Here is a 24,397-nt window from a genome sequence, read left to right as displayed (position 1 = left end):
ATGAAAAGGGTTTATGTCAATGAAAAGTGGTGCTTAGGGTGTCATCTATGTGAATACTACTGTGCTTTTGCAAACTCAGTAGAAAAAGATATGGTTAAAGCACTTAAAAATAAAACGGTTCAACCACGCATTCAAATAGAAGAAAAAGATCAAGTTTGCTTTGCAGTATCTTGTAGACATTGTGAGGAACCACTTTGCGTAAAAGGGTGTATCACGGGAGCGCTTACAAAAAAAGATGGACTTATTGCAGTTGACAAAAACAAATGTGTTGGTTGCTGTACATGTATTTTATCTTGCCCATATGGCGCGGTTAAGATGGCAGCAGAGGGGATTGTTCAAAAGTGTGAACTATGCATGGGTAATCAAAGTGGGGAACCGGCATGTGTTAAAGGATGCCCTAATCAAGCGATTGTATATGAAGAGAGGTGAGTAGAATGAAATATGTTATTATTGGAAACTCTACAGCTGCTATTGGAGGGATAGAGGGAATCCGTAGTCAAGATACTAACAGTGAGATTGTAGTCTTATCAAATGAAGCTTATCACACTTATTCAAGACCACTCATTTCCTATCTATTGCAAGGAAAAACAGATTTAGAACGTATGAAGTATCGAGATGATAACTTCTATAAGGAAATGAACTGTCAATTAAAATTAGAAACTTATGTTACAGAAATTCATCCAGATAAGAAAGAAATTGTTACACAAACTGGAGAAGTTATAGGCTATGACAAGTTACTAGTAGCAACAGGATCAAGACCATTTGTTCCAACTATTGAAGGACTAGAAAAAGTAGAAAATCAATTTACATTTATGACATTAGATTCTGCAAAAGCCTTAGGCGAAAAGATTAACGAAAAAAGTAAAGTGCTCATTGTAGGTGCTGGATTAATTGGTCTTAAATGTGCAGAAGCAATCTCAAAAAAGGTAGCTAGCCTAACCGTATGTGATATTGCACCTCATGTACTTTCTAGTATTGTTGATATGGAGTGTGGGGCACGCTTAAAAAAGCATTTAGAGAATTATAATATACAATTTAAATTAGGTACAGGAGTTCAAAAGTTAGATGCTCATACAGCCTATTTCCAAGATGGTACAACAGTTGAATTTGATATTCTCGTTTTAGCTGTTGGGGTAAGACCCAATGTAGAGCTTGTACAACAAGCTGGTGGCAGAGTAAATAGAGGGATTATCCTCGATGAATACTGCCAAACAAGTTTAGAAAATATCTATGCTGCTGGGGATTGTACTGAGAGTGTAGATCTGACAGATGGTAACCAAAAAATTCTGGCTATTTTACCCAATGCCTATAGACAAGGTGAATGTGCCGGGATTAATATGGCATTAGGTAAGCAAAAGTTTGATAAAGCTATTCCTATGAATGCCATTGGATTTTTTGGATTACACTTAATAAGTGCAGGTAGTTATGAAGGGGAAGAAATAATTACCCAAGATGAAAATAACTACAAAAAGCTTATTGTAAAAGATGATTTACTTAAGGGCTTTATGATGCTAGGTGATGTTGAAGGTGCAGGAATTTATACATCAATTATAAGAGAGCAAATTCCACTTAGTAGTCTTAACTTTGAACTTCTTAAAGAGAGACCAGGGCTTATAGCCTTCTCAAGAAATTATAGAGATGACAAGTTAGGAGGAAGAAAAAATGAACATTAATGTAGGAACAATGCACTTCCAAACTTTAAATAATAAAATTAGGAATTATAAAGAAGATACAATTGCATTAGATAATTGTATAGGACAGCGTTATATAGCAAGTGGGTTATCAGGTAAACATCTGATTATTAAAGGTACACCAGGAAATGCACTTGGTAGCTATTTAGATGGTTGTGTGATAGAGGTATATGGAAATACACAAGAGGCTACAGGAGATACAATGAATGAAGGACTTATTTGTATTCATGGATCGGCTGGAGATGCCACAGGATATGCTATGCGTGGTGGCAAAATTTATGTAAGGGATAATGCTGGTTATAGAGCGGGCATACATATGAAAGCCTATAAGGAGAAACAACCTCTTCTTATAATAGGAGGAAAAGCAGGAAGTTTCTTAGGTGAATACCAAGCAGGAGGAAACATTGTAGTGCTTGGGCTAAACTGTGAAGATGAAGTTCCAGTAGGACACTTTTGTGGAACAGGAATGCATGGTGGCAAAATCTACTTACGTTGTGATAAGCTCCCAGCCGACCTTCCAAAACAAGTTGTAGCAAGAGTGATGACAGAAGAAGACGTAGAAGGTATTAGGCAAGATGTTGAAACATTTTGTGAGACATTTAATGTAGATAAAGAAAAAGTATGGTCAAAGAACTTCTATGTACTAGAACCAGATACAAAAAATCCTTACAGACAACTCTATACCCATAACTAATAAGCATTAGGAATATAATAAAAAGAATGCATATAAGTGGAGGCGATAAAAGTGGAATATACAATAAATGAAGTATTGCAATTTGTTGAAGAAAATGATGTGAAGTTTGTAAAGTTAGCCTTTTGTGATATATTAGGTAACCAAAAAAATGTATCGATTATGGCCAGTGAATTGCCACGTGCTTTTCAAAGTGGGATATCTTTTGATGCTTCAGCAGTAAAAGGGTTTATGAATGTAGAGGAATCTGATTTATTTTTATTCCCTGACGCTTCCACTGTTTCAATTTTACCTTGGCGTCCTCAACAAGGAAGAGTCATAAGAATTTTTTGTGATATTAAGAAACCTGATGGGACGCCTTTTGAAGGTGATGGAAGAAACATCTTAAAGCAAGCAATACAAAGAGCAGAAACGATGGGGTATCAATGTAAGATTGGTCCAGAATGTGAATTTTATCTCTTTGAATTAAATGATAAAGGCTATCCAACTAAAGAACCACATGACCGAGCTGGATACTTTGATATTGCACCTTTTGATCGTGGAGAAAATGTGAGACGTGAGATTTGTCTAACATTAGAGGAGATGGGCATTCAACCAGAGAGTTCTCATCATGAGCAGGGGCCAGGTCAAAATGAAATTGATTTTAAATATAGTGATGCATTGCAAGCAGCAGATAACCTGATTACATTTAAATCTGTTGTTAAGAGTGTGGCAGCACAAAATGGATTATTTGCTTCATTTATGCCAAAGCCATTTGAAGACAAAAGTGGAAATGGGCTTCATATTAATCTTTCACTTTCAAAAAATGGTGTAAATATCTTTAGAAATAATGAAAATAATCATTCTAAAGAAGCTGAAAGTTTTATACAAGGTGTACTAGATAGAATTGTAGAGATTACAGCATTCTTAAATCCACTAACCAATTCTTATAGACGACTAGGACTAGATGAAGCACCAAAGTATGTTACATGGTCTCATCAAAATCGTTCTCAACTTATTCGTATTCCAGCAGCTCAAGGAGAATACGTACGAATGGAATTACGTTCAGCAGACGGAGCATGTAATCCTTATATAGCATTTGCTTTAATTATCCATGCTGGATTAGAAGGTATGGAAGCACAAAAAACACTAGAACCCGCAACAAATTATAATCTTTATGAAGTGGACCCTTCTAAAATAGAAGGCATTAAACAATTACCAAGTACATTAAAAGAGGCTTTAGAGTATGCCAAGAAAAGTGATTTTGTTAAACAGGTTTTAGCTCCGATTACTTTAAAGAAATATCTCGCCATCAAAGAAGAGGAATATAACCAAGTTATAAGTGCTAAGGACCAGCTTCAGGCTGAGGAAGAGGCTTATTTTACTCGTGTTTAGTATAGACTAGGTTGAAAGGATGGTGAGTGATGGGAGACGTACTCATTGTGTCAAGTTCTCCAAAGGGAGTAGCCCTTTTAGAGGAATTGCTTAAAGCTGGGCAAATGAATAACATTACTTCAGCCGGGAGTGGTAGTGAAGCTAGGAGAAGAGTGGCTCAAAGTGAGTTTGAAATGGTTATTATTAATACACCACTTACAGATGAATTTGGAGATGAATTGGCATTCTTTGTGACTGACCGTACTTCAGCTGGAGTGATTATGTTAGTCAAGAATGAGCTAGTAGATGATATCGCATTAAAGGTAGAAGACTATGGTGTATTTATAGTTGAAAAACCTATTGGAAAAGCATTGTTTTACCAAGCAATAAAATTAGTAACAGCCTCTAGACGACGTATGTTGGGGCTTAAAAAGGAAAACTTAAAATTACAAAGTAAGATTGAAGAAATTAGATTAGTAGATCGTGCAAAATGTACACTTATACAATATTTAAATATGAGTGAAGAACAGGCACATAAATATATAGAAAAGCAAGCCATGGATAGACGAACAACTAGAAAAAATGTTGCAGAGAGTATATTAAAGGTTTATGAAAGTTAAAGGCCATGCCTTTTAAAATAGAATGAATTAACAGGAAGTGAGAACATGCTAAGAAAATTTATTAAGATGGAAGGCTGTGGCAATGATTATATTTATTTTGATTGCCTAAATGAGGATTTGCCACATCCAGAACAAGTAAGTATCACAGTATCCGATAGACACTTTGGAATAGGTGGAGATGGTATTGTACTTATTTGTACTTCAGATGTAGCAGATGCAAAAATGCGTATGTTTAATACAGATGGCAGTGAAGGTAAAATGTGTGGCAATGCCATTAGATGTGTTGGAAAGTATTTATATGATCATAAGATAGTTACAAAAGAGTCTATAGATATTGAAACATTAAGCGGTATCAAACATTTGAAATTAAATGCCGAGAATGGGCAAGTACAATCTGTGTGCGTAGACATGGGGGCACCAATACTTGAACCTAAAGCTATTCCAGTCAATCTTGAAGGTACGCAGATTGTACATCAAGATATTCAAATAGGAAGAAATAGTTATCCTATAACATGTGTATCTATGGGGAACCCTCACTGCATTATTTTTGTAGAAGAAGTAGCTTCTATGGAACTTGAAAAAATAGGGCCACTCTTTGAGCATGCAGAGATATTCCCAGAACAAGTAAATACTGAATTCGTAAGAGTTATTGATGAACATACTTTAGAAATGCGTGTATGGGAAAGAGGAAGTGGAGAAACATTGGCATGTGGTACAGGGGCTTGTGCGACTGTAGTAGGGGCTGTACTAAATGGCATTTGTAAACAAAATGAAGAAGTAACAGTAAAATTACGTGGTGGAGAACTTAAAATCACCTATTCAGATGAAACAGTTTATATGACTGGCGCAGCACGAAAGACTTTCGAGGGGGTAGTAGAACTATGACAAAATTTATTTTCGTAACAGGTGGTGTTGTATCAGGACTTGGTAAAGGTATCACAGCAGCATCATTAGGTCGCTTATTAAAAGCCAGAGGATTAAAGGTAGCAGCACAAAAGCTAGATCCCTATATTAATATTGATCCAGGAACAATGAGTCCGTATCAACATGGTGAAGTCTATGTCACAGAAGATGGAGCAGAAGCAGACTTAGATTTAGGTCACTATGAAAGATTTATAGATGAAAACTTAAATAAATACTCTAACTTAACTACAGGTAAAGTCTATTGGAGTGTATTAAATAAAGAACGTAATGGAGACTACTTAGGAGAGACAGTACAGGTTATTCCTCATGTTACTAATGAAATAAGAGAATTTATTTATGCTGTAGGGCAAAAAACTGATGCCGATATTGTCATTACAGAAGTAGGAGGAACAACTGGAGATATAGAAAGTCTACCTTTCTTGGAGGCAATTCGTCAACTTTCACATGAAGTCGGACGAGAGAATTGCCTCTTTATTCATGTCACTTATGTACCTTATATTAAAGGATCTAATGAGCATAAATCAAAACCAACTCAACATTCAGTTAAAGAACTTCAATCATTAGGGATTATGCCAGATATTATTGTGACACGTAGTGATGAGCCTATTGATCAAATAATCAAACAAAAAATTGCCTTATTCTGTAATGTAAAAATGGATTGTGTTGTTGAAAATATTACGTTGCCAGTACTATATGAGGCACCTATGATGTTAGAAGAACAAAACTTCTCAAGTATTGTATGTCGTGAACTACACTTAGAATGTCCACTGCCAGACCTTACAGAGTGGGAACAACTGATAGAAACAATTAAAGGAAGTACAAAAGAAACAACGATAGCCTTAGTCGGTAAATATGTAAAATTACATGATGCTTATCTTTCTGTTGCAGAAGCACTCTATCATGCAGGCTATGCAAATAGTGCAAAAGTTCAAATTAAATGGATTGATTCAGAAACCATTACTGAACAAAATGTAAGAGAAGTATTAGAAGGTTGCGATGGTATCCTCATTCCAGGAGGATTTGGAAATCGTGGTGTAGAAGGAAAAGTTATAACAGCTAACTACGCAAGAGTACATAATATTCCTTACCTAGGTATTTGTTTAGGTATGCAAATCGCAGTAATGGAATATGCTAGAAATGTATTAGGATATGAAGGGGCAACATCTAGTGAGTTTGATGCAGAGGCTAAGTACCCAGTTATTGATTTAATGGAAGATCAATATGAACGCCATGCTAAAGGTGGCACAATGAGACTTGGTGCATATCCTTGTAAAATACAAGAAGGTTCTATGATGGCAAGAGCTTACGAAGAAACAATGATTTCAGAAAGACATAGACATCGTTATGAATTCAATAATACTTATAGAGAGCAATTAGAAGAGGGTGGTTTATCTATAACAGGAACATCACCAGATGGTTACTTAGTAGAAGCTGTAGAATACACAGAGAATGATTTCTATGTAGGTGTACAGTTCCATCCAGAGTTCAAAAGTCGTCCAAACAAAGCACATCCTCTTTTTAAAGCTTTCATTGCAGCAAGTATATGTTAGATCTATAAAGGAGTGATAGAATGAAAATTAATGAGAACTATTTAAAGTTAGAACAAAGTTATTTGTTCTCTACTATTGCTAAGAAAGTAGCAGAGTTTACAAAACAAAATCCAGATGTACGTGTGATTAGATTAGGGATAGGTGATGTAACAAGGCCATTATGTCCAGCGGTTACAAAAGCATTACATGAAGCTACAGATGAAATGGGGATTAAAGAAACATTTAAAGGATATGGACCAGAACAAGGTTATGCTTTTTTACGTCAAGCAATCAGTGAGTACTACAAGGGGCATCATACAGAGGTAAGTGAAGATGAAATCTTTGTAAGTGATGGTGCTAAAAGTGATTTAGGAAATATCTTAGATATTTTTGATGCAGATAATACTGTACTTATTCCAGATCCAGTGTACCCAGTATATGTAGATACAAATATTATGGCAAACAGAACAATTTGTTATATGGAAGCAAACAAAGACAATAACTTCTTACCTATGCCAGACTATACAGTTGATGCAGATATTATTTACCTATGTTCACCAAACAACCCAACAGGTGCTGTCTACTCAAAAGACCAGCTTAAAGAGTGGGTGGACTATGCATTAGCTAAGAATGCTATTATTTTATTTGATGCTGCTTATGAAGCATTCATTGGTGATGAAACATTACCAAGAAGTATTTATCAAATTGAAGGTGCAAAAAAATGTGCTATCGAATTTTGTTCTCTTTCTAAGACAGCAGGATTTACAGGAACAAGATGTGGTTATACAGTGGTACCTTTTGAATTAAAATGTGGTGATGTAGCCCTACATTCATTATGGCTTAGAAGACAAACCACTAAATTTAATGGTGTACCTTATATTATCCAAAAAGCTGCTTCGGCTATATTCACACCAGAAGGGCAACAGCAGATCAAAGAAAACATTGAGTACTATAAGCAAAATGCTGCTTTACTTACAGAAGCATTAACAGAGTTAGGTATGTCTTTTATTGGTGGAGAGCATTCACCCTATATTTGGCTGATGTGTAAATCTGGTATGACTTCATGGGAGTACTTCGAATACCTTCTTCAGGAGGCTCATATCGTTGGTACACCAGGTAGTGGATTTGGTAAGAATGGAGAAGGATACTTCAGACTTACAGCATTTGGTGAAAGAGAAGACGTAGAAGAAGCAATTAAACGCTTAAAAGCATTAAAATAATAAATACAAAATAAAGAATAGAGGCTTCTCTAACTGTGTGTGCATAGTAGTTAGAGGGCCTTTAATTTTTTATCTTTTATCTTAAGTGTAAGAACTTATTAAAAATTTACATTTATAGCCTATAATAAAGATAGAAGAAATAACGGAAAATAAATGATAAGATTGGAGAGAGAATAAGAAATTATGATTAATTTTAGAGAAGCCCAACAAGGAGATGAAGAAGGTGTTCTTAAGGTTGTTAGAGAAGTGCTTAGTGGATATGGATTAGAATTTAATCCAGAAGAGGAGGATTTAGATGTCACCAATTTGAAAAAATACTATATGAATAATAAGGGATGGTTTCAAGTTATCCTCGAAGACGATAGAATTATTGGATCTACAGGAATATTTAAAGTAGATGAAACGACTTGTGAACTTAGGAAAATGTATCTATTACCAAGTTATCAAGGAAAAGGTTTAGGTAAGAAGCTTATGGAAAATGCTTTAGAAGCAGCTAAAGCGTTAGGCTATAAAACAATAACACTTCAAACCAATTCAGTACTCGTTAAGGCATTGCCTCTTTATGAGCGTTTTGGCTTTAGACAAGAAAAAGGAATAGAAGTATGTAGTCGCTGTGATCTATTCATGAAGAAAGTCCTATAAGGTCTGCTAAAGTTGAATTATTTAAAAATTTTGTTATAATTAAGAATAACCCAGAATAACTTTAAGAAAACTTAAGAAATAGAATCATGGTTTTTAATAATTGCTTGATAATATAGTAATATAAACAGCATGGTATAGCTTATAAAATGAACGGGGGATTATTATGATTTATAAAATTGATATGCTCTCACAGGCAGCAAAAGTAAAAGGGCAAGGTGTACTTTCTGCTTATGATGAACAAGTAAACCTTGTAAAAGAGGGGTTAAAGGACCAATTTGTAGTAACTGAAAATAAATGGCCAGATGCAGACATTACTCATTATCATACTGTCAATTTTAGATATTTCTTATCTATCCCATTTGCAAAATTTAACGGGGTAACAGTAGGATATGTGCACTTCTTGCCAGAAACAGTAGATAGCAGTTTACAGTTACCGAAGGTATGCAAGGCGGTTTTTTATAAGTATCTTATACAGTTTTATAAAAGTATGGATCATCTTGTAACAGTTAATCCATATTTTATTGATAGATTAGCAGCTTATGGGGTAGACCCAGAAAAGGTAACTTATATTCCTAACTTTGTTTGTGATAAACAATTCTATCCAATGGAAAAGTCTAATAAGAAGAATTTAAGAGAGAAATATAACTTAGATACGGATAAATTTACGGTATTATGTGTAGGACAGCTCCAAACGAGAAAAGGTATATTTGACTTTATACAAATAGCTAAAGAAATGCCTCATATGCAATTTGTATGGGCAGGAGGCTTCTCATTTGGCAAAATGACAGATGGCTATAAAGAAATTAAAGAAGTAGTGGAAAATCCACCAGACAATCTTAAGTTCTTAGGAATTATCGATAGAGAACTGATGAATGAAGTCTATAACTTAGGAGATGTGATGTTCTTACCATCTTTTGAAGAGTTATTCCCAATGACTATTTTAGAATCTATGAATTGCAAAATACCTATTTTATTAAGAGACATTGATATTTATAAAAATATACTATTTGATTTCTATTTAAGAGGAAATAATATAGAAGAATTTAAAAATATTTTAGAGCGTCTATCACAAGATGAACTCTACTATCAAAAGGCATGTGCTTCCTCTTGGAAAGGGCATGAATTTTATCATAGAGACCATGTATTAAGCATGTGGGATGAATTCTACAATCAAATCTTAAATGAAACAAAGCCAGTAAAGATTAAAACCTTGCTGAATAGGTTTGTAGGATAATGAAGATTAAAAAAAGAAATTTAGTTATTATCTTAATGTCTCTTATAGGAATCATTAGTTATGTAAGTTATAAAGAACAGAATAATCTATTAACCATTTTTAGTAAGGCAAAGATAGAATGGATTCTAGGTACACTACTACTCATGGTGGTGTACTGGGCACTAGAAAGCTTTATTTTACACTTAGTGACTGCAAAGCTTCATCCTAGGCAGAAGTTTAAGTCTACGGTTCAGACCACAATGATCGGGCAGTTTTTTAACTGCATTACACCTTTTTCTAGTGGAGGTCAGCCGATGCAAGCATTGCATATGGTCAAAACAGGTGTACCTTTTGGAATAGCCAGTAGCTGTCTACTTACTAAATTTATAGTCTATCAAGTTGTACTTACGCTATACTCCTTGGTGGTTTTATATTTTAAGCTAGAAGAATTCTCACAGACCGTAAGTGGCTTTACTTATATGGTGTGGTTTGGATTTGCGGTGAATACAGCCGTTGTTCTTGGCTTACTTTCTATCGGTTACTTTAAAAATGGGACTGTTAAATGGACATGCAAAGTAATAGATGGGCTAGGGAAGCTTGGATGGGTCAAGGATGTAGAAAGAAAAAAGCACTATATTAGAAAAGAATTTGATAGCTTTTATAAAAGCTTTAAATGGATGAAACAGAATAAAGAAATGATTTTAGCAATGATGATTTGTTCAGTCATTCAGCTTACAGTGTATTTTTTAGTACCTTATTTTATACTAAGGGCTTTTAATCTAAATGGATCAGTAATATCAATCATTTCAGCACAAGCTTTTGTGCTTATGATTTCAAGTTTTATTCCATTACCAGGCGCAGCTGGAGGGGCAGAGGTAAGTTTCTTTACTTTCTTTAGGCTATTCTTCCCGCCAAATCTTTTAAATGTCTCCATATTGATATGGAGAATGATTACTTTCTATTTAACTATATGTGTAGGCATGTGCTTTACATTTTGGAAGAAAGATGAAAGACCAGTAAGAGAACGATTAAAAAACAAAACAAAAAAAGCCTAAATCGTAAGATTTAGGCTTTTTAAATTGCGGAGTCAGGACTTGAACCTGAGACCTTCGGGTTATGAGCCCGACGAGCTGCCAACTGCTCCACTCCGCGTCAATGTGATAAAAATAGTATATACTTAATAAAAAGAGAAGTCAAGAGAGTTTGGTAAAGAAAATTATACAATTTTTGGAAAATGAGTTTACGCTTTAGTAAAGGTGCGCTTTTAGGTATAATGGTTATAACAAAGAAAAGACTTAGAGGAGGAGAAAAAATGAAAGTAGATTTACACATGCATACTTATTTTTCTGATGGAACCATGTCGCCACAAGAAATTGTAGATAAAGCAGTAGATAGAAATGTAAAGATTTTGGCTATTACAGATCATAATAAATTAGAATCCTGGGAAGGATTGCAAGAAGCAGCACGTAAAGCAGGTATTATCCCTATTCGTGGAGTAGAGATTAATGCCAGCTATAAAGATAAAGTAGTACATCTTCTTGCCTATGGATTTGAAGATTCTAAACGTCTTTTTGAGCTAATTGACTTAGCAGACCGTGAAATGAATCGTATGAGTGATGATCTTGTTGTAAACTTAGAAAAGGTAGATTCACGTGTTTCAGTAGCTGATTTTGAAGCCTATACTTATGATAGACGTAAAGGTGGATGGAAAGGTCTGCATTATTTATTTGATAAAGGACTAAGCTCAAGATTATTTGAGGGATTTAGATATTATAGAGAATATGGCTGTGATTTCACAGAATATGATTTTCCAAGTCTTGAAGAGCTGTGTGATGCAATAAAAGAAGCAGGCGGATATAGCGTGCTTGCTCATCCAATGTCTTACTTCAAAGAACTCTCACAAGAAGCTTTAGAAGAAGAATTAGAAACTCTTAGAAAAATGGGATTACAAGGTGTTGAATGTTACTACCCAACACATAGTGAAATGATGACTAAGACCTGTTTAGACTTCTGTAAAAAGCACAATATGCTTATTACAACAGGAAGTGATGAACATGGAGAGTTTGGAAAAGAAGCAAAAACTTTAGACCAAACCATTGGATGTATGAATATAACAAGAGACATGGTAAATATTGAGCCATTACTTAAGTAGAAAAGGAAAAGGGAGATTTGATAAGAATTAATTAGAAAATTCTTATCAAATCTCCCTTTTTAGTTGGATTTTGTAGTAAAATAAAGATAGCATCTATTTTCTAATTATAAGGGGGATAAGCTATGAATTATTATATTGTATTCCAAAACAAATCTTTTGAAGTAGAACCTGATTTAGAAGGCGTTTTAGAAGGAGATATGATTTTTACTTACATAGGTGGGACCATCGTATCAGTGGGAACAGTCGTTAAAGGAGCTTATCCAAGCAAGGAGCCGAGTACACTTGATGTACAATATGAATGGTTAGAAAGCAAGTTATCTGTTAAACCTATTTTTTCTAAGATTAAAGAATTACTAGGAAAAGAGCCAACACCGTTTACCAAACAAGGTAGACATGCGGTAGCAGGGAGCTTACATAGGCTTAACCAAGAATGTGGGCAATTTATAATAGAAAGGATGTTAGTTTCTTAAGCGAAACTTAGCTTAAAGAATAGGAATCCCCTTATAGAGGTGTTTTAAGCAACTTTATAAGGGGATTTTTAGGTTAAGATATAGAAAATTAATAAATGGGGGATAGGATGAAGGGAAGAAGATTATCATTTCACTATAATAAATATATTATTCAACTCCTGATTTATCTCATTATTATTGCAGCGGTACCATTAGCTATTGTTAGTGGTAGTACCTTTATAGGTACTAAGAAAATTATATTAAGTCAGGTAGAGGAGTTCAGTAAAACTTATTTAAAACAAGCAATTACTGCGGTTGATATAGTCTTTAAACAAGTAAGTGATAGTTGTAAACAGATGACTATAGATGATACTTTTGGGGATTTTGAAAACTTTTATAGAGGTGGATACTACGAAGAGCTTATTCGAACAATGAACATTACAGAAGACTTAGATGGCATTAATAGTTATGTAGAATCTAGAAGCAAAATATTTAAACGGATGAGTGCTCTTAGATTATCTAATGAATTTGTAGAGTCTGTCTATTTGTTAGATGGAAGAAAAGGTATTGTCTATACAGATGTAGGTACTCAATATGATAAAGAAGAATTTATAGACCCTATGTGGCTGAAGTATGAAAAAGAAGATTTTGTAGCACCTGAGTTTATGAATACAAGGATTGCTAAACAATCAGATGGGACAAGTAAAGCAATCATTACATTAGTTATGCATTCTTATTATGAATCAAATAATATTATAGCTGTAAATTTAGATGCACAAAAACTTTATTATAAAATTAGAAGCATCAATAATGGTGATAATGATTTATTATTTGTTTTGGCACCTAATGGAGAAGTTTTACTGCAAGATGAAAGGTATCAAAAAGTGTTAGAAGAGATTAATATAGATAATCTAGAGAATCATATGATAAAAGTGCAAAAAATAGATAATGTACCTTATATCATTACAGTACAGGATTCAGGCTATACAAACTGGCGCTTTGTTAATGCAGTTAACTTAGAAAAATATTTAAGATATATCTTTAAACTCGCATTCTTAATTATCGTATTAAGTAGTATATGTATTGCTATTATTTTGGTTGCAGCAGTTATTTTTGCCAATAAGTTATATAAACCTGTAAAGAAAGTTTTACAATATATAGGTCATTATCGAAAAGAATCAAAAGATAATGAGTTTGATAGTATACAAAATAGCTTTATAACTATACAAGGTGAAACAGATGTACTTAAACAGAAGCTGGATTATACTTTACCCGCTTGTAAGGAGAAGTTCTTATTATCACTTTTAAAATATAAGCATACAACAAAAGAAGAGATTAGTAAGCAATTACAACTTTTAGACATTAAGTTAGATATAGAAGGTATTGTAATTATCATACTTTCAGCACAAACATCGAAGGAGTTAGTAGAGTTAAATGTATTAGGTACAAGAAAGATACTTGTTGGTGAAATCATTCAGGATACTTTAAATGATATACGTTATGAAAACCTAGAAGTAGAAAATGATAAATGGGTATTACTGATTAACTTAGATAATAGACCAGAACATGAAGTATTTAAAAGATTAGAATGCTTAAGTAAACATTTAGAAGCTGAATTAATGATTCAACCTATTATTGCAGTGAGTAGATGTCTAACTTGTATTACAGAGGTACAAGAAGAATTTGAAGAAGTGAGCCAGTTCTTTAAATACTTAGTAGTCAATAATAAAGTAGGGGTAAGTGGTTTACGAGAGAGTCAACTAAGTACAAGCAAAAATATTATTTATCCAAAGGAAAAGTTAGATATATTAGGTGGATATTTACGAAATGGGGATCTTGATTCTACTAAGCGTACATTTGAGCAAATTCTTGCAGAAGGAACATTAGAGCAAGAAAAGATAAGTTATGAACAAGCTCAGCTTATCTATTTTGAAGTATTGAGCCAAGTTTTTAATACAGTTACATCGATGGGGTTAGAAATATCACAAGTGTATGGAGTGAATAGAAACTTATATCAGGAGCTAATCGATCACTATAATACAGGTGCGATAAATTGTTGGTTCAATGAAATTTTTCAAGTAGCAACTAACTATATTGATGAAGGAATTATAGACCATAAAAATAAGTATGTCTCTTATATTATTAAAGAAATAGAAGAAAGTTGTGGTAGTGCAATATCCTTAGATAAATTTGCAGAGGATTTAGGACTTAATCCAACTTATATTAGTAGAGTGTTTAAAGAAGTAACAGGTAAGAAGTTTATTGATTATCTAACTAAAGTTAGAATAGACCATAGCATTCAACTATTAGCAGATGAAAAGTACAAAATCAAAGATATTGCTATGGAAGTAGGTTATCCTAATACAAATTATTTTATTAAAGTATTTAAAGAGTATTACTCTATTACACCTGGAGAATACAGAAAAATAAATGGAAATAAAAAAATAGAATAGAACAAAAATGATATATAGTATAAAAATAATAAAAATAGAGAGTAGATAGTTGGTGTAGATGTTGAAAATATACATACTCTTGAGCGTTGTAAAATGAAGGCTGGGTAAAAAGTGTTATATTAGTGTGGAGAATATAGCATTTACGTAGGAGTATTTACTATGTTAAAAAGGAGATAGAAGCTTAGCGAAGCTTTAACTTGAAAAAATATAATAGGGGGAATGTTATGTTTAAAAAGTTAGCTCTAAAAGGATTGTGTGTTGCTCTATGTGCAGGATCATTAGCAGGATGTAGTACAGGAAGTACACCAACTACAACTACTCCACAAACAGAAAGTAAGCCTAAGGCAGAGGAAAGTGCACAAAAGAAAGAAGATGTTGCAAGTCAGCTAGTTGTTTATAACAATAGTGGCTCAATTGCAGGACCGGGTTCAGAATCTGGTGCAGATCCTAAAATTATGGCACAAGTTAAAGAATGGTTTAAAGAAGGTACAGGGCATGAAGTAGATGTTGTTGTTCCACCGGCAGGAGAAGAAGAGAAAAAGCTTAATCTTTTACTTGCAGCTAATGAACAAATAGATGTATTTTGGGGTAAGTGGCCAGAGTATGCATCTAAGAAGATGATTATACCTCTTAATGAATATTTAGATACTGTAGGTCAAGATATTAAAGCTGCATGGCCACAAGAGTCATGGGATTGTATGACAGACAAAGACGGAAATATATGGGGGATACCTCGTATGACACCATTCTTAGGGAATCCTATTTGGATACGTGAAGATTGGTTAGAAGCAGTAGGACTTCCAATGCCAAAGACAATAGATGAGTATGAACAAGTGCTTAAAGCTTTTAAAGAACAAAAACCAGGTGGGGAAGGTACAATACCACTTCTTGCAGATATAGCAGGAAAACATTCATCTAAGGGGCTACATAATACATTCTTAGGTGCCTTTACAGAATATGGATATAGTAATTGGTACGATGAAACAGATGGAAAAGTGAAACCAGCTGAATTACAACCTGGCTTTAAAGACTTCCTCACTACCATGAATAGATGGTATACAGAAGGGTATATGTTCCCAGAATTTGCTGCACTTAGCAAAGATAAGATTCGTGAAATCATTAAACAAGGTAGAGCAGGGTCAGCAGCGGTATGGTATTCAAATATTACTTTATCAGCTTATGATTTACAAAAAAATATTCCAACAGCAACTTATGCTTTTCCATTAGGTGGCTTAGAAGGTCCTAAAGGTAAAGCAGAGACAGCACAAGGTGCAGATACACAAGGTGCTATGATTTCTGCTAATTGTAACGACCCAAAAGCAGCTATAGAAATGCTTAACTTCATCTATGCAAATCCAGAAAATCATATGGTTTCATGGTATGGGCCAGAAGATATGTTCTGGAAATGGGAAGATAAAGATCAATATGTATATGAAACAATAGGTGAAAAGCAAGGGTATTATGCAGAGTATGCCTTCGCCATTGGTTTACCTATGGAAACAGCAGTTGTAGGTAATAATCCACAACAAGCCATTCACCAAGATTACCTTAAGAATGATGGTACTGATTTAGTAAGAGCTAAAATGCCAGTAGATGCAGGTATAGTATATGACCCAGCAATTATTAAAGAAAAAGTGCCGGGTGCATCTGATATTCAAAGAATGATAGATGAAGAAACGATTAAATTTGTTATGGGAAAACGTCCGATAGATGAATTTGACCAATTCGTAGATCAATTATATCAAGCAGGATTAGATAAATGGATTGAGTGTTATACACAAATGTATCTTGACCAAAAGAAATAGGTAGAGTTTAAGGCTGCTGCTTTATATGCAGTAGCCTTAATTAATAAGTTGGGGGGGATTTAAGTGATACGTGTAAAACGAAATAATACATCTATAGGACTTGAAAAAAGTATAAAATCTAGTTTAGGAAAAAGAATATGGGATAATAAATTGCTCTATTTATTGTTATTACCAGGTCTGATATATTATTTGATATTTAGAATTATCCCTATACTAGGATATGTTATAGCATTTAAAGATTTAGCTCCTTTTGAGGGATTAGAGGCGATGTTTACTTCACCATTTGTTGGATTAAGGCATTTTAAAGATTTTACAAGCTCTTATTATTTTTGGAACATTTTTAACAACACAGTTATTTTAGCTTTATGGAGATTACTTATAGAATTTACATTACCTATTATTCTAGCCATTATGATTAATGAAGTTATACATACTAAATTTAAAAAGGTTGTACAAACAATTTCCTATATGCCATATTTCATTTCTAACGTAGTACTTGCCGGAATAGTATTTATGCTTTTTTCAACCAGCGGAGGGATTATACCTAGTATTGTATCCTTTTTTGGAGGAGAACCAGGATATTATGTAACAGACCCAGGATGGTTTAGAGGGATATTATTAACTTCAATTGCATGGAAGAATATAGGATGGTGCTCCATTATTTATATTGCTGCCATGTCAGGGATAGATCCACAACTATATGAGGCTGCAAGTATAGATGGAGCGAGTAAATGGCAACAAATATGGAAGATTACATTACCAAGCATTGGTTTTGCTATTATGATTATGTTTATCTTAAGAATTGGTGTCATCATGAATGAAGGGTGGGAGGAAACACTTTTACTTTATTCACCAGCAGTTTATAACGTAGCAGATATTATTGATACCTATGTATATAGAGCAGGCCTTGAAGACTTAAGGTACTCGTTTGCTACAGCCGTCAACTTATTTAAGTCTCTAATAGGATTAATGTTAGTGTGGATTACAAATATAGTGGCCAAAAAACTAGGTCATGAAAATATGTATTCATAGAGGGGGGAACTAAGATGATAGCAAGAACTAAAGGTGAGAAAACACTTGATGCAGTTAATAACACTATGTTAGTGATTATTTCATTATTCTTTATATTACCATTATTTATTGTGCTTATGACATCTTTTGTATCAGAAGAAGAGGCTATTAGAAGGGGAGGATTTATTTTAATCCCAGAACAGTTTGATTTATCTGCATATAAGATGATTCTTGCTTCGGGGTCTCGTATTTATGGTGCTTATGTTGTAACAATCATTCGTGTAGTCGTAGGAACATTGATACAACTTATATTTACATGCTCTATGGCTTATGCCATATCTAAAAAGCATTTACCAGGGAGAAAGTTTGTTATTGCTCTTGTTAACTTAGCAATTGTATTCCCAGCACCTTTAGTGCCTCTATTCTTACTTGTAAGATCAATGGGAATGATGGATACATTGTGGGCAATGATTATTCCGTTTACGATTAACTCTGTTTATCTATTTATTATGAAGGCATTTTTTCAACAGTTACCTGAAAGTATAGAAGAAGCAGCAACAATAGATGGATGCAATCAATTCCAACTCTTTAGTAAAATTATTTTACCACTCAGTGTCCCTTCTATTGCAACTGTTGGAATGATGTATGCTGTGTGGCATTGGAATGAATGGTTTAATGCTTCTATCTTTATTAATACACCATCTAAATTACCGGTGCAAAATATAATGAGAGGTATTATGATACAGGCAAGTGCATCAGATTTGAATATTGCAGAGGTTGCAATGAGTGCACCAACAGAGTCGATTAAGTGTGCGGTTATTGTGATTAGTACAATACCTATTTTGTGTATCTATCCTTTTGTACAGAAATATTTTGCTAAAGGCTTTTTAGTAGGTGGCGTTAAAGAATAAGTAGAGTGATTTTAATAAAGGAGAAGGAGATTAATAACAATGGGTAAAGATATAAAGGGATTACTAGCAGCACTAACTACGCCTTATACACCTAGTGGTGAAATAGATTATAAACAACTAAGAGAGATTGTAGAGTTTCTAATTCGTCAAGGAATGAATGGGTTTTATGTTTGTGGTAGTACAGGTGAAGCATTCTTATTAACAGATGAGGAACGTAAGAAAATCGTAGAAGTAGTAGTGAATCAAGTAGCTGGTAGGGTACCAGTAGTAGCACATATAGGGAATATAGGAACTAGAAAGACAATAGAACTTGGATTACATGCGAAGGCAGTTGGCGTAGATGCAATTTCTTCAGTGTCACCTTTTTATTATAAGTTTTCCTATGGAGAAATTAAGAGCTATTATGACCGAGTGGCAGATGCATGTGAGCTGCCTATGATTGTTTATAACTTTCCATCATTAGTTGGTACCCAGTTTAGTATTGAGCAGTTGGAAGGATTACTAAGTCATTCATTAATCAAAGGTCTTAAACATACATCACAAGATTTATATCAATTAGAACGTATCAAGAATAGAAGAAGTGATTTAGTTGTTTATAATGGCTTTGATGAAATGCTTCTTTCGGGGCTCATTGCTGGAGCAGATGGTGGTATAGGAAGTACTTATAATTGTATGCCACAACTATATATCAATTTGTTAGATCATTTTAAAGCAGGGGATATAGAAGAGGCTAAATTACTGCAAAGTAAAGCAAATCATGTAATAGAATACATTGTAAAGTATGGTGTTATGCAATCTGTTAAGGTGTTGCTTGGGTGCTATGGATTTGAGGATAATGGGTGTAGAGAACCTTTTAAAATGCTGAAAGAGGAAGAGAAAAAGGTATTACAACAAGTGTTTAAACAATATCTTTCTTAATGGGATAGAAGAGAACGTCTTATTAAGAAGAAAAGGTTGCTACATTTATAACGTAGCAACCTTTTTATTTTTAGACCCTGTTGTATAGAAGTTTTGGCTTGGAAAAGCAAATGAAAATAAGGTACTATAAAAGAAAGAGCAAGTAAGAATGGGGAGAAGATTATGCAAGTTAATCGTTTGTTTGAGATATTATATATTTTATTAAATAGAGAAAGTGTGACAGCTAAGGAACTAGCAGAACGTTTTGAAGTATCCACTAGAACAATCTATAGAGATTTGGATACATTAAGTGGTGCAGGCATACCTGTCTATACGACTAAGGGCGTTGGGGGTGGAATCAAACTTTTAGAACGCTGTACATTAAATAAATCTATCTTATCGGAGGAAGAGCAAAGTGAAGTATTAATGGGATTGCAAACTTTAAAGGGAGCAAGATACCCTGATGCTCATCAAGTTATAGAGAAATTAGGAAGCCTTTTTGATAAGGTACAAGAGGATTGGATAGAGGTAGACTTTTCACATTGGGGAAGTCCAAAAGAGGAAAAGGATAAATTTACAATCATTAAAAAAGGAATTATAAATAATCAATGCCTACAGTTTGAATATTTAAGTAGTTATGGGGAAAAGACTTTGAGGATAGTAGAGCCTGTAAAAATGACTTTTAAAGGGCAAAATTGGTATGTGCAGGCCTTTTGTAGGAATAAGGAAGCCTATCGTACTTTTAAAATTACAAGAATGAGACAGGTTCAGCTATTAGAGGATGAATTTGAAATCAAACAGATACTACCGCCTACAATAGATAAACAGGTAGAGGAAGTAAGACCTGAAGAGTGGATTCAACTTAAACTTCATTTTAACCCTAATATGGCATTTAGAGTGTTTGATCAATTTGAAGAAGAGGATGTCAGCTTTCTTAAAGATGGTAGCCTAGAGGTCAATGTACGCTATCCAAGAGGTGAATGGGTATGGAGTTATCTTCTGTCCTTTGGAGATCAAGTCACAGTTATAGAACCATTAGAGATAAAAGAACAGCTCAGACAGCAAGCTCATGCTATATTAAAAAAATATAGTTATTAAATATGACATACAGTTGTCGTATTTGTAATGTTAAGCTACTTATAGACTATGAGGTAGTCATTTAAAAAATAGAAGGGAGCTTAATACAATGAGCGAAATGAAAGTATGTCAGTCTTGTGCAATGCCATTAACAAATGAGGAGGAACTGGGAACAAATGCAGATGGTAGCCTAAATGAAGCGTATTGTAAATATTGCTTTAATGAAGGAAAGTTTGTAGGTGAGATGACAATGGATGAGATGATTGAGTTCTGTGCACCTATTGTTGTAAAAGAGAAGGTTTACCCAGATGTAGAAGCAGCTAAGCAAGCAATGAGAGGCTATTTCCCAACACTTAAAAGATGGAAATAAAAGAAATACCGGCAAAAACCATTATAACAAGAACAAAAGATGAAAGTTGGTTTGGTACACGTTATAATATGAACATTTATAAAGGATGTTGTCACGGATGTATTTACTGTGATAGTAGAAGTGCTTGTTATCAAATAGAGAACTTTGATGAAGTGAGAGTAAAGGCAGATGCCCTTACTCTCATTCGTAATGAATTAAGGCGTAAGACACAAAAAGGTATTATAGGAACAGGCTCTATGTCAGACCCTTATAATCCTATTGAACAAAAAATACAGCTTACAAGATATGCACTAGAACTTATAAGTGCCTATGATTTTGGTGTAGCCATTGCTACTAAAAGTAGCTTGATAAAAAGAGATATAGATGTCCTTAAAGTAATCAAACAACACGCACCTGTTATAGCTAAAATTACAGTAACAGCTGCAGAGGATAGACTGGCTAAAAAGGTAGAGCCTTATGTATGTCCTTCATCTGAACGCTTTGAAGCTGTTAGGGCATTAAGTGAAGAAGGTATTTTTACTGGTATATTGATGATGCCAGTCTTACCTTTTATAGAAGATACTGAAGAAAATATTTATCAAATTGTAAAGCAAGCGCATGCGAATGGAGCCAAGTTTATTTATCCAGCTATGGGGATTACACTTAGGCAACAGCAACGAGAGTATTTTTATGAGCATTTAGATAAAGAATTTCCAGGCATTAAAGAAAAATATATGTCCTACTACGGTGAAAATTATATGTGTACTTCTCCTAATGCCAAGGCCTTGTGGAAGCTATTTAGTACAGAATGTGAAACACGAGGGATAGTATATAGGATGCAAGACATTATACATTTAGCTAAAAAAGGATATGGGAGTTTACAATTATCATTGTTTGAGTAATAATAAAATGAAATAAATAGTATAGCGTCCTTCTATAGAATGAGGGACGCTTTTTCATGTTTTTTTGAGTTTAGGACACAATAAAATTAAATGACCTAAATTGTATGAGAAGAAAGAGGAGCAACAATGCTAAATGAAATCAAACAATTATTTAAAGGAAAAGAACTTCTTAAAGGACATTTTGGAATTGAGCGTGAAAGTTTAAGATGTGATAGTTATGGAAATTTAGCAACGACACCTCATCCAGAAGTATTTGGAGCTAAGCTTTTTAATCCTTATATTACAACAGACTTTTCTGAGAGTCAGGTAGAGCTTATTACACCTGCTTTTGAAACAATAGAAGAAACACACAAGTTTTTATGTGCTTTATATGATATTACAGCATTAGAGTTAGGAGATGAGTATCTATGGCCTCAATCTATGCCTTGTAATATCCCTGATGATCAGCAGATTCCACTTGCAGAATTTTGTAAATGTCCTTCAGGAGAAAAAGCTTATGCCTATAGAAGAAAGTTATTAGCTAAATATGGAGGCAAGCGCCAGCTTGTTTCAGGAATCCATTATAATTTTTCATTTAATGAGGATTTTATTAGAAAGTTATATGAACATGGACCTAAGGATAAAAGCTATAGAGAATTTAGAGACTATCTCTATTTAAAGGTTGCGAGAAACTATTTACGTTATCGTTGGCTTTTAATTTACCTATTAGGTAGTAGTAGTGTTATGCATGAAAGTTATGTAGAAGAATGTGTTAAGCAATTACAGGAAGTGGCAGAAGATAGTTATACCAATGATGGTGCCCTTTCTTATAGAAATAGTGAGTATGGTTATACCAATAAGGTTGAGCTATTTCCAAACTATCAAACTATAGAAGACTATACAAAAAGTCTAGAGAAGTTTGTAACAGACGGACTCATTGAAAGCCCTAAAGAACTCTATAGCCAAATTAGATTAAAAGCTTATGACAATGAAAGCCTACTAGAATCTTTACAAGAAGAAGGTATAGCCTATTTAGAATATAGGAGTATTGATATTAATCCTTTTGAAAAATCGGGGATTAAGTTAGATGATTTATATTTCATGCATCTATTTAATCTGTTTTTATTATTAGAAGAAGAATCAGACTATACCAAATGGCAACAAGAAGCACTTAAGAATCAACGCTGTATAGCGAAGTATGGTCAAAAAGAGAATCTTCTTTTAAGAGAAGGGAAGTTAGTTAGTAAAGAAGAATGGGGTATAGAAATATTAGAACGCATGCAAGAAATTAACTATGTTCTAGAATTAGGGCAAGAAGAAGTCTTAAACGAAATGATTAAAAAGGTTGAAGATTATACCCTAACTTATGCCCATCAAATAGTAGAAATGGTGAAAGAAAAAGGCTACCTTAAGGCAAGTATAGAGCTTGCAAGGAACTATAAAAATGATGCCTATCAAAAACGTTTCAAGTTTGAAGGTTATGAAGATATGGAGCTCTCTACTCAAATTTTAATGAAAGAGGCAGTCAAGAGAGGGATTAAAATAGAAATCCTTGATAGAGAGGAAAACTTTATTGCTCTTAAAAAGAGAAATCATGTAGAATACATCAAACAGGCGACTAAGACAGGCGCAGACAACTATATAACAGCACTTATGATGGAAAATAAGATTGTTACTAAAAAGTTGCTTAAGCAGAAAGGGATACGTGTACCTGAAGGTGAAAGTTTTAGTCATATAGATGAAGCGAAAGATAAAATAGACTTATATATAAATAAGCCAATTGTAATAAAGCCTAAATCAACAAATTTTGGTATAGGTATTAGTATTTTTCCTACAGGTGCAAGTAAGGAAGACTTGCAAAAAGCTTTAGAAATAGCATTTTCTCATGATGATGCAGTGCTAGTAGAACGTTTTATTCCTGGAAAAGAGTACCGATTCCTAGTGATTAATGATGAAGTGGTAGGTATATTACATCGTGTTCCGGCAAATGTTATAGGAAACGGTACACATACAATTCGGGAATTAGTAGAAATAAAGAACCAGAATGTATTACGAGGAAAAGGCTATAAAACACCGCTGGAAAAGATTCAGTTGGATGAAAGTGCAAAACTTTTCCTAAAGCAACAAAATAAAGATTTTGAAACAGTACCTTTGTTAGAAGAAGTAGTTTTTTTGAGAGAAAACTCAAATATTAGTACAGGTGGAGATAGCATTGACTATACAGATCAAGTACATGAGTATTTCAAGAAGATTGCTGTAGCAAGCGCTAAGGCAGTAGGAGCTAAGATTTGTGGCGTTGATATGATGCTAGAGAATATAGAAGATGTAAAAGCTAGTTATGGGATTATTGAACTCAATTTTAATCCAGCCATCCATATACATTCTTTCCCTTATAAAGGTAAAGAACGGAATGTAGCAGTTTTAATTCTCAAACTCTTAGGGTTTGAATAAAACGAAAGAGACTAGATAAAATTAAAGTTTTATCTAGTTTTTTATATTGTCAAAAGATGGAGGTTTGACAATTAGGGC

Annotated in this window: 22 protein-coding genes and 1 tRNA gene; 22 read left to right on the top strand and 1 reads right to left on the bottom strand. The window is 33.9% G+C overall.

Going from position 1 to position 24,397, the window contains the following annotated elements; all coding sequences use genetic code 11:
• From BN2390_RS20745 to BN2390_RS20695, 11 genes are all read left to right on the top strand, one after another.
• Window positions 1-429 (top strand): 4Fe-4S dicluster domain-containing protein, encoded by a 429-nt coding sequence (locus tag BN2390_RS20745; RefSeq protein ID WP_053986187.1) that lies wholly within the window; start codon window positions 1-3, stop codon window positions 427-429.
• Window positions 430-434: 5 nt separating this feature from the next.
• Window positions 435-1,673: an NAD(P)/FAD-dependent oxidoreductase gene (locus BN2390_RS20740; RefSeq protein ID WP_053986186.1), complete on the top strand. Its 1,239-nt coding sequence runs from the start codon at window positions 435-437 to the stop codon at window positions 1,671-1,673.
• The gene (locus BN2390_RS20735) at window positions 1,663-2,385 is read left to right on the top strand and encodes a GltB/FmdC/FwdC-like GXGXG domain-containing protein (RefSeq protein WP_053986185.1); all 723 of its coding nucleotides are present in this window, start codon (window positions 1,663-1,665) and stop codon (window positions 2,383-2,385) included. The genes BN2390_RS20740 and BN2390_RS20735 overlap by 11 nt, the downstream gene beginning before the upstream one ends.
• Before the next feature lie 51 nt (window positions 2,386-2,436).
• On the top strand, window positions 2,437-3,756 hold the full coding sequence (locus tag BN2390_RS20730; RefSeq protein WP_053986184.1) for a glutamine synthetase family protein: 1,320 nt from the start codon (window positions 2,437-2,439) through the stop codon (window positions 3,754-3,756).
• 29 nt (window positions 3,757-3,785) lie between these two features.
• Window positions 3,786-4,355 (top strand): ANTAR domain-containing response regulator, encoded by a 570-nt coding sequence (locus tag BN2390_RS20725; protein WP_053986183.1) that lies wholly within the window; start codon window positions 3,786-3,788, stop codon window positions 4,353-4,355.
• Window positions 4,356-4,400: 45 nt separating this feature from the next.
• The gene (dapF, locus tag BN2390_RS20720) at window positions 4,401-5,240 is read left to right on the top strand and encodes a diaminopimelate epimerase (protein ID WP_053986182.1); all 840 of its coding nucleotides are present in this window, start codon (window positions 4,401-4,403) and stop codon (window positions 5,238-5,240) included.
• The gene (locus BN2390_RS20715) at window positions 5,237-6,829 is read left to right on the top strand and encodes a CTP synthase (protein WP_053986181.1); all 1,593 of its coding nucleotides are present in this window, start codon (window positions 5,237-5,239) and stop codon (window positions 6,827-6,829) included. The genes dapF and BN2390_RS20715 overlap by 4 nt, the downstream gene beginning before the upstream one ends.
• A gap of 20 nt (window positions 6,830-6,849) precedes the next feature.
• The gene (locus tag BN2390_RS20710; protein ID WP_053986180.1) at window positions 6,850-8,028 is read left to right on the top strand and encodes an LL-diaminopimelate aminotransferase; all 1,179 of its coding nucleotides are present in this window, start codon (window positions 6,850-6,852) and stop codon (window positions 8,026-8,028) included.
• Window positions 8,029-8,211: 183 nt separating this feature from the next.
• Window positions 8,212-8,670, top strand: a complete 459-nt coding sequence (locus tag BN2390_RS20705; RefSeq protein ID WP_053986179.1) for a GNAT family N-acetyltransferase — start codon at window positions 8,212-8,214, stop codon at window positions 8,668-8,670.
• Between the two features lie 163 nt (window positions 8,671-8,833).
• The gene (locus BN2390_RS20700; RefSeq protein ID WP_330373854.1) at window positions 8,834-9,904 is read left to right on the top strand and encodes a glycosyltransferase family 4 protein; all 1,071 of its coding nucleotides are present in this window, start codon (window positions 8,834-8,836) and stop codon (window positions 9,902-9,904) included.
• Window positions 9,904-10,938, top strand: a complete 1,035-nt coding sequence (locus BN2390_RS20695) for a lysylphosphatidylglycerol synthase transmembrane domain-containing protein (RefSeq protein WP_053986178.1) — start codon at window positions 9,904-9,906, stop codon at window positions 10,936-10,938. Before BN2390_RS20700 ends, BN2390_RS20695 begins: the two co-directional genes overlap by 1 nt.
• A 24-nt stretch (window positions 10,939-10,962) precedes the next feature.
• On the opposite strand, the gene BN2390_RS20690 is transcribed toward BN2390_RS20695, so the two are convergent.
• Window positions 10,963-11,035 (bottom strand) — tRNA-Met (locus BN2390_RS20690).
• A gap of 160 nt (window positions 11,036-11,195) precedes the next feature.
• On the opposite strand from BN2390_RS20690, the gene BN2390_RS20685 reads away from it, so the two are divergent.
• The 11 genes from BN2390_RS20685 to gshAB all read left to right on the top strand — a co-directional run bounded on the left by BN2390_RS20685 (window position 11,196) and on the right by gshAB (window position 24,319).
• Entirely contained in the window at window positions 11,196-12,035 is an 840-nt protein-coding gene (locus BN2390_RS20685; RefSeq protein ID WP_053986177.1) for a PHP domain-containing protein, read from the top strand.
• 122 nt (window positions 12,036-12,157) lie between these two features.
• Complete coding sequence (locus BN2390_RS20680) at window positions 12,158-12,505, top strand: hypothetical protein (RefSeq protein WP_053986176.1); 348 nt, start codon at window positions 12,158-12,160, stop codon at window positions 12,503-12,505.
• A gap of 107 nt (window positions 12,506-12,612) precedes the next feature.
• A complete protein-coding gene (locus tag BN2390_RS20675; RefSeq protein WP_053986175.1) occupies window positions 12,613-14,937 on the top strand; it encodes an AraC family transcriptional regulator in 2,325 nt (774 codons plus the stop codon).
• Between the two features lie 224 nt (window positions 14,938-15,161).
• A complete protein-coding gene (locus BN2390_RS20670; protein WP_053986174.1) occupies window positions 15,162-16,742 on the top strand; it encodes an extracellular solute-binding protein in 1,581 nt (526 codons plus the stop codon).
• A 63-nt stretch (window positions 16,743-16,805) separates the two neighbouring features.
• Complete coding sequence (locus tag BN2390_RS20665; RefSeq protein ID WP_053986173.1) at window positions 16,806-17,774, top strand: ABC transporter permease; 969 nt, start codon at window positions 16,806-16,808, stop codon at window positions 17,772-17,774.
• Between the two features lie 14 nt (window positions 17,775-17,788).
• Window positions 17,789-18,664, top strand: coding sequence for a carbohydrate ABC transporter permease (locus BN2390_RS20660; RefSeq protein ID WP_053986172.1), 876 nt, complete (start codon window positions 17,789-17,791; stop codon window positions 18,662-18,664).
• Between the two features lie 39 nt (window positions 18,665-18,703).
• Window positions 18,704-19,582 carry an N-acetylneuraminate lyase gene (locus BN2390_RS20655; protein ID WP_053986171.1) on the top strand — a complete coding sequence of 293 codons (879 nt, stop codon included), beginning with the start codon at window positions 18,704-18,706 and terminating at the stop codon, window positions 19,580-19,582.
• Between the two features lie 162 nt (window positions 19,583-19,744).
• On the top strand, window positions 19,745-20,659 hold the full coding sequence (locus BN2390_RS20650) for a helix-turn-helix transcriptional regulator (RefSeq protein ID WP_053986170.1): 915 nt from the start codon (window positions 19,745-19,747) through the stop codon (window positions 20,657-20,659).
• An 88-nt stretch (window positions 20,660-20,747) separates the two neighbouring features.
• A complete protein-coding gene (locus BN2390_RS20645; RefSeq protein WP_053986169.1) occupies window positions 20,748-21,008 on the top strand; it encodes a zinc ribbon domain-containing protein in 261 nt (86 codons plus the stop codon).
• Window positions 21,005-21,889: an SPL family radical SAM protein gene (locus BN2390_RS20640; RefSeq protein WP_053986389.1), complete on the top strand. Its 885-nt coding sequence runs from the start codon at window positions 21,005-21,007 to the stop codon at window positions 21,887-21,889. The genes BN2390_RS20645 and BN2390_RS20640 overlap by 4 nt, the downstream gene beginning before the upstream one ends.
• A gap of 126 nt (window positions 21,890-22,015) precedes the next feature.
• On the top strand, window positions 22,016-24,319 hold the full coding sequence (gshAB, locus tag BN2390_RS20635) for a bifunctional glutamate--cysteine ligase GshA/glutathione synthetase GshB (protein WP_053986168.1): 2,304 nt from the start codon (window positions 22,016-22,018) through the stop codon (window positions 24,317-24,319).
• Window positions 24,320-24,397: the final 78 nt, after the last annotated feature.

The sequence above is a fragment of the Niameybacter massiliensis genome (assembly GCF_001282685.1).
In the GTDB taxonomy this organism is placed as follows: Bacteria; Bacillota; Clostridia; order Lachnospirales; family Cellulosilyticaceae; genus Holtiella; species Holtiella tumoricola.
This window is presented reverse-complemented; position numbering and strand designations above follow the sequence as displayed.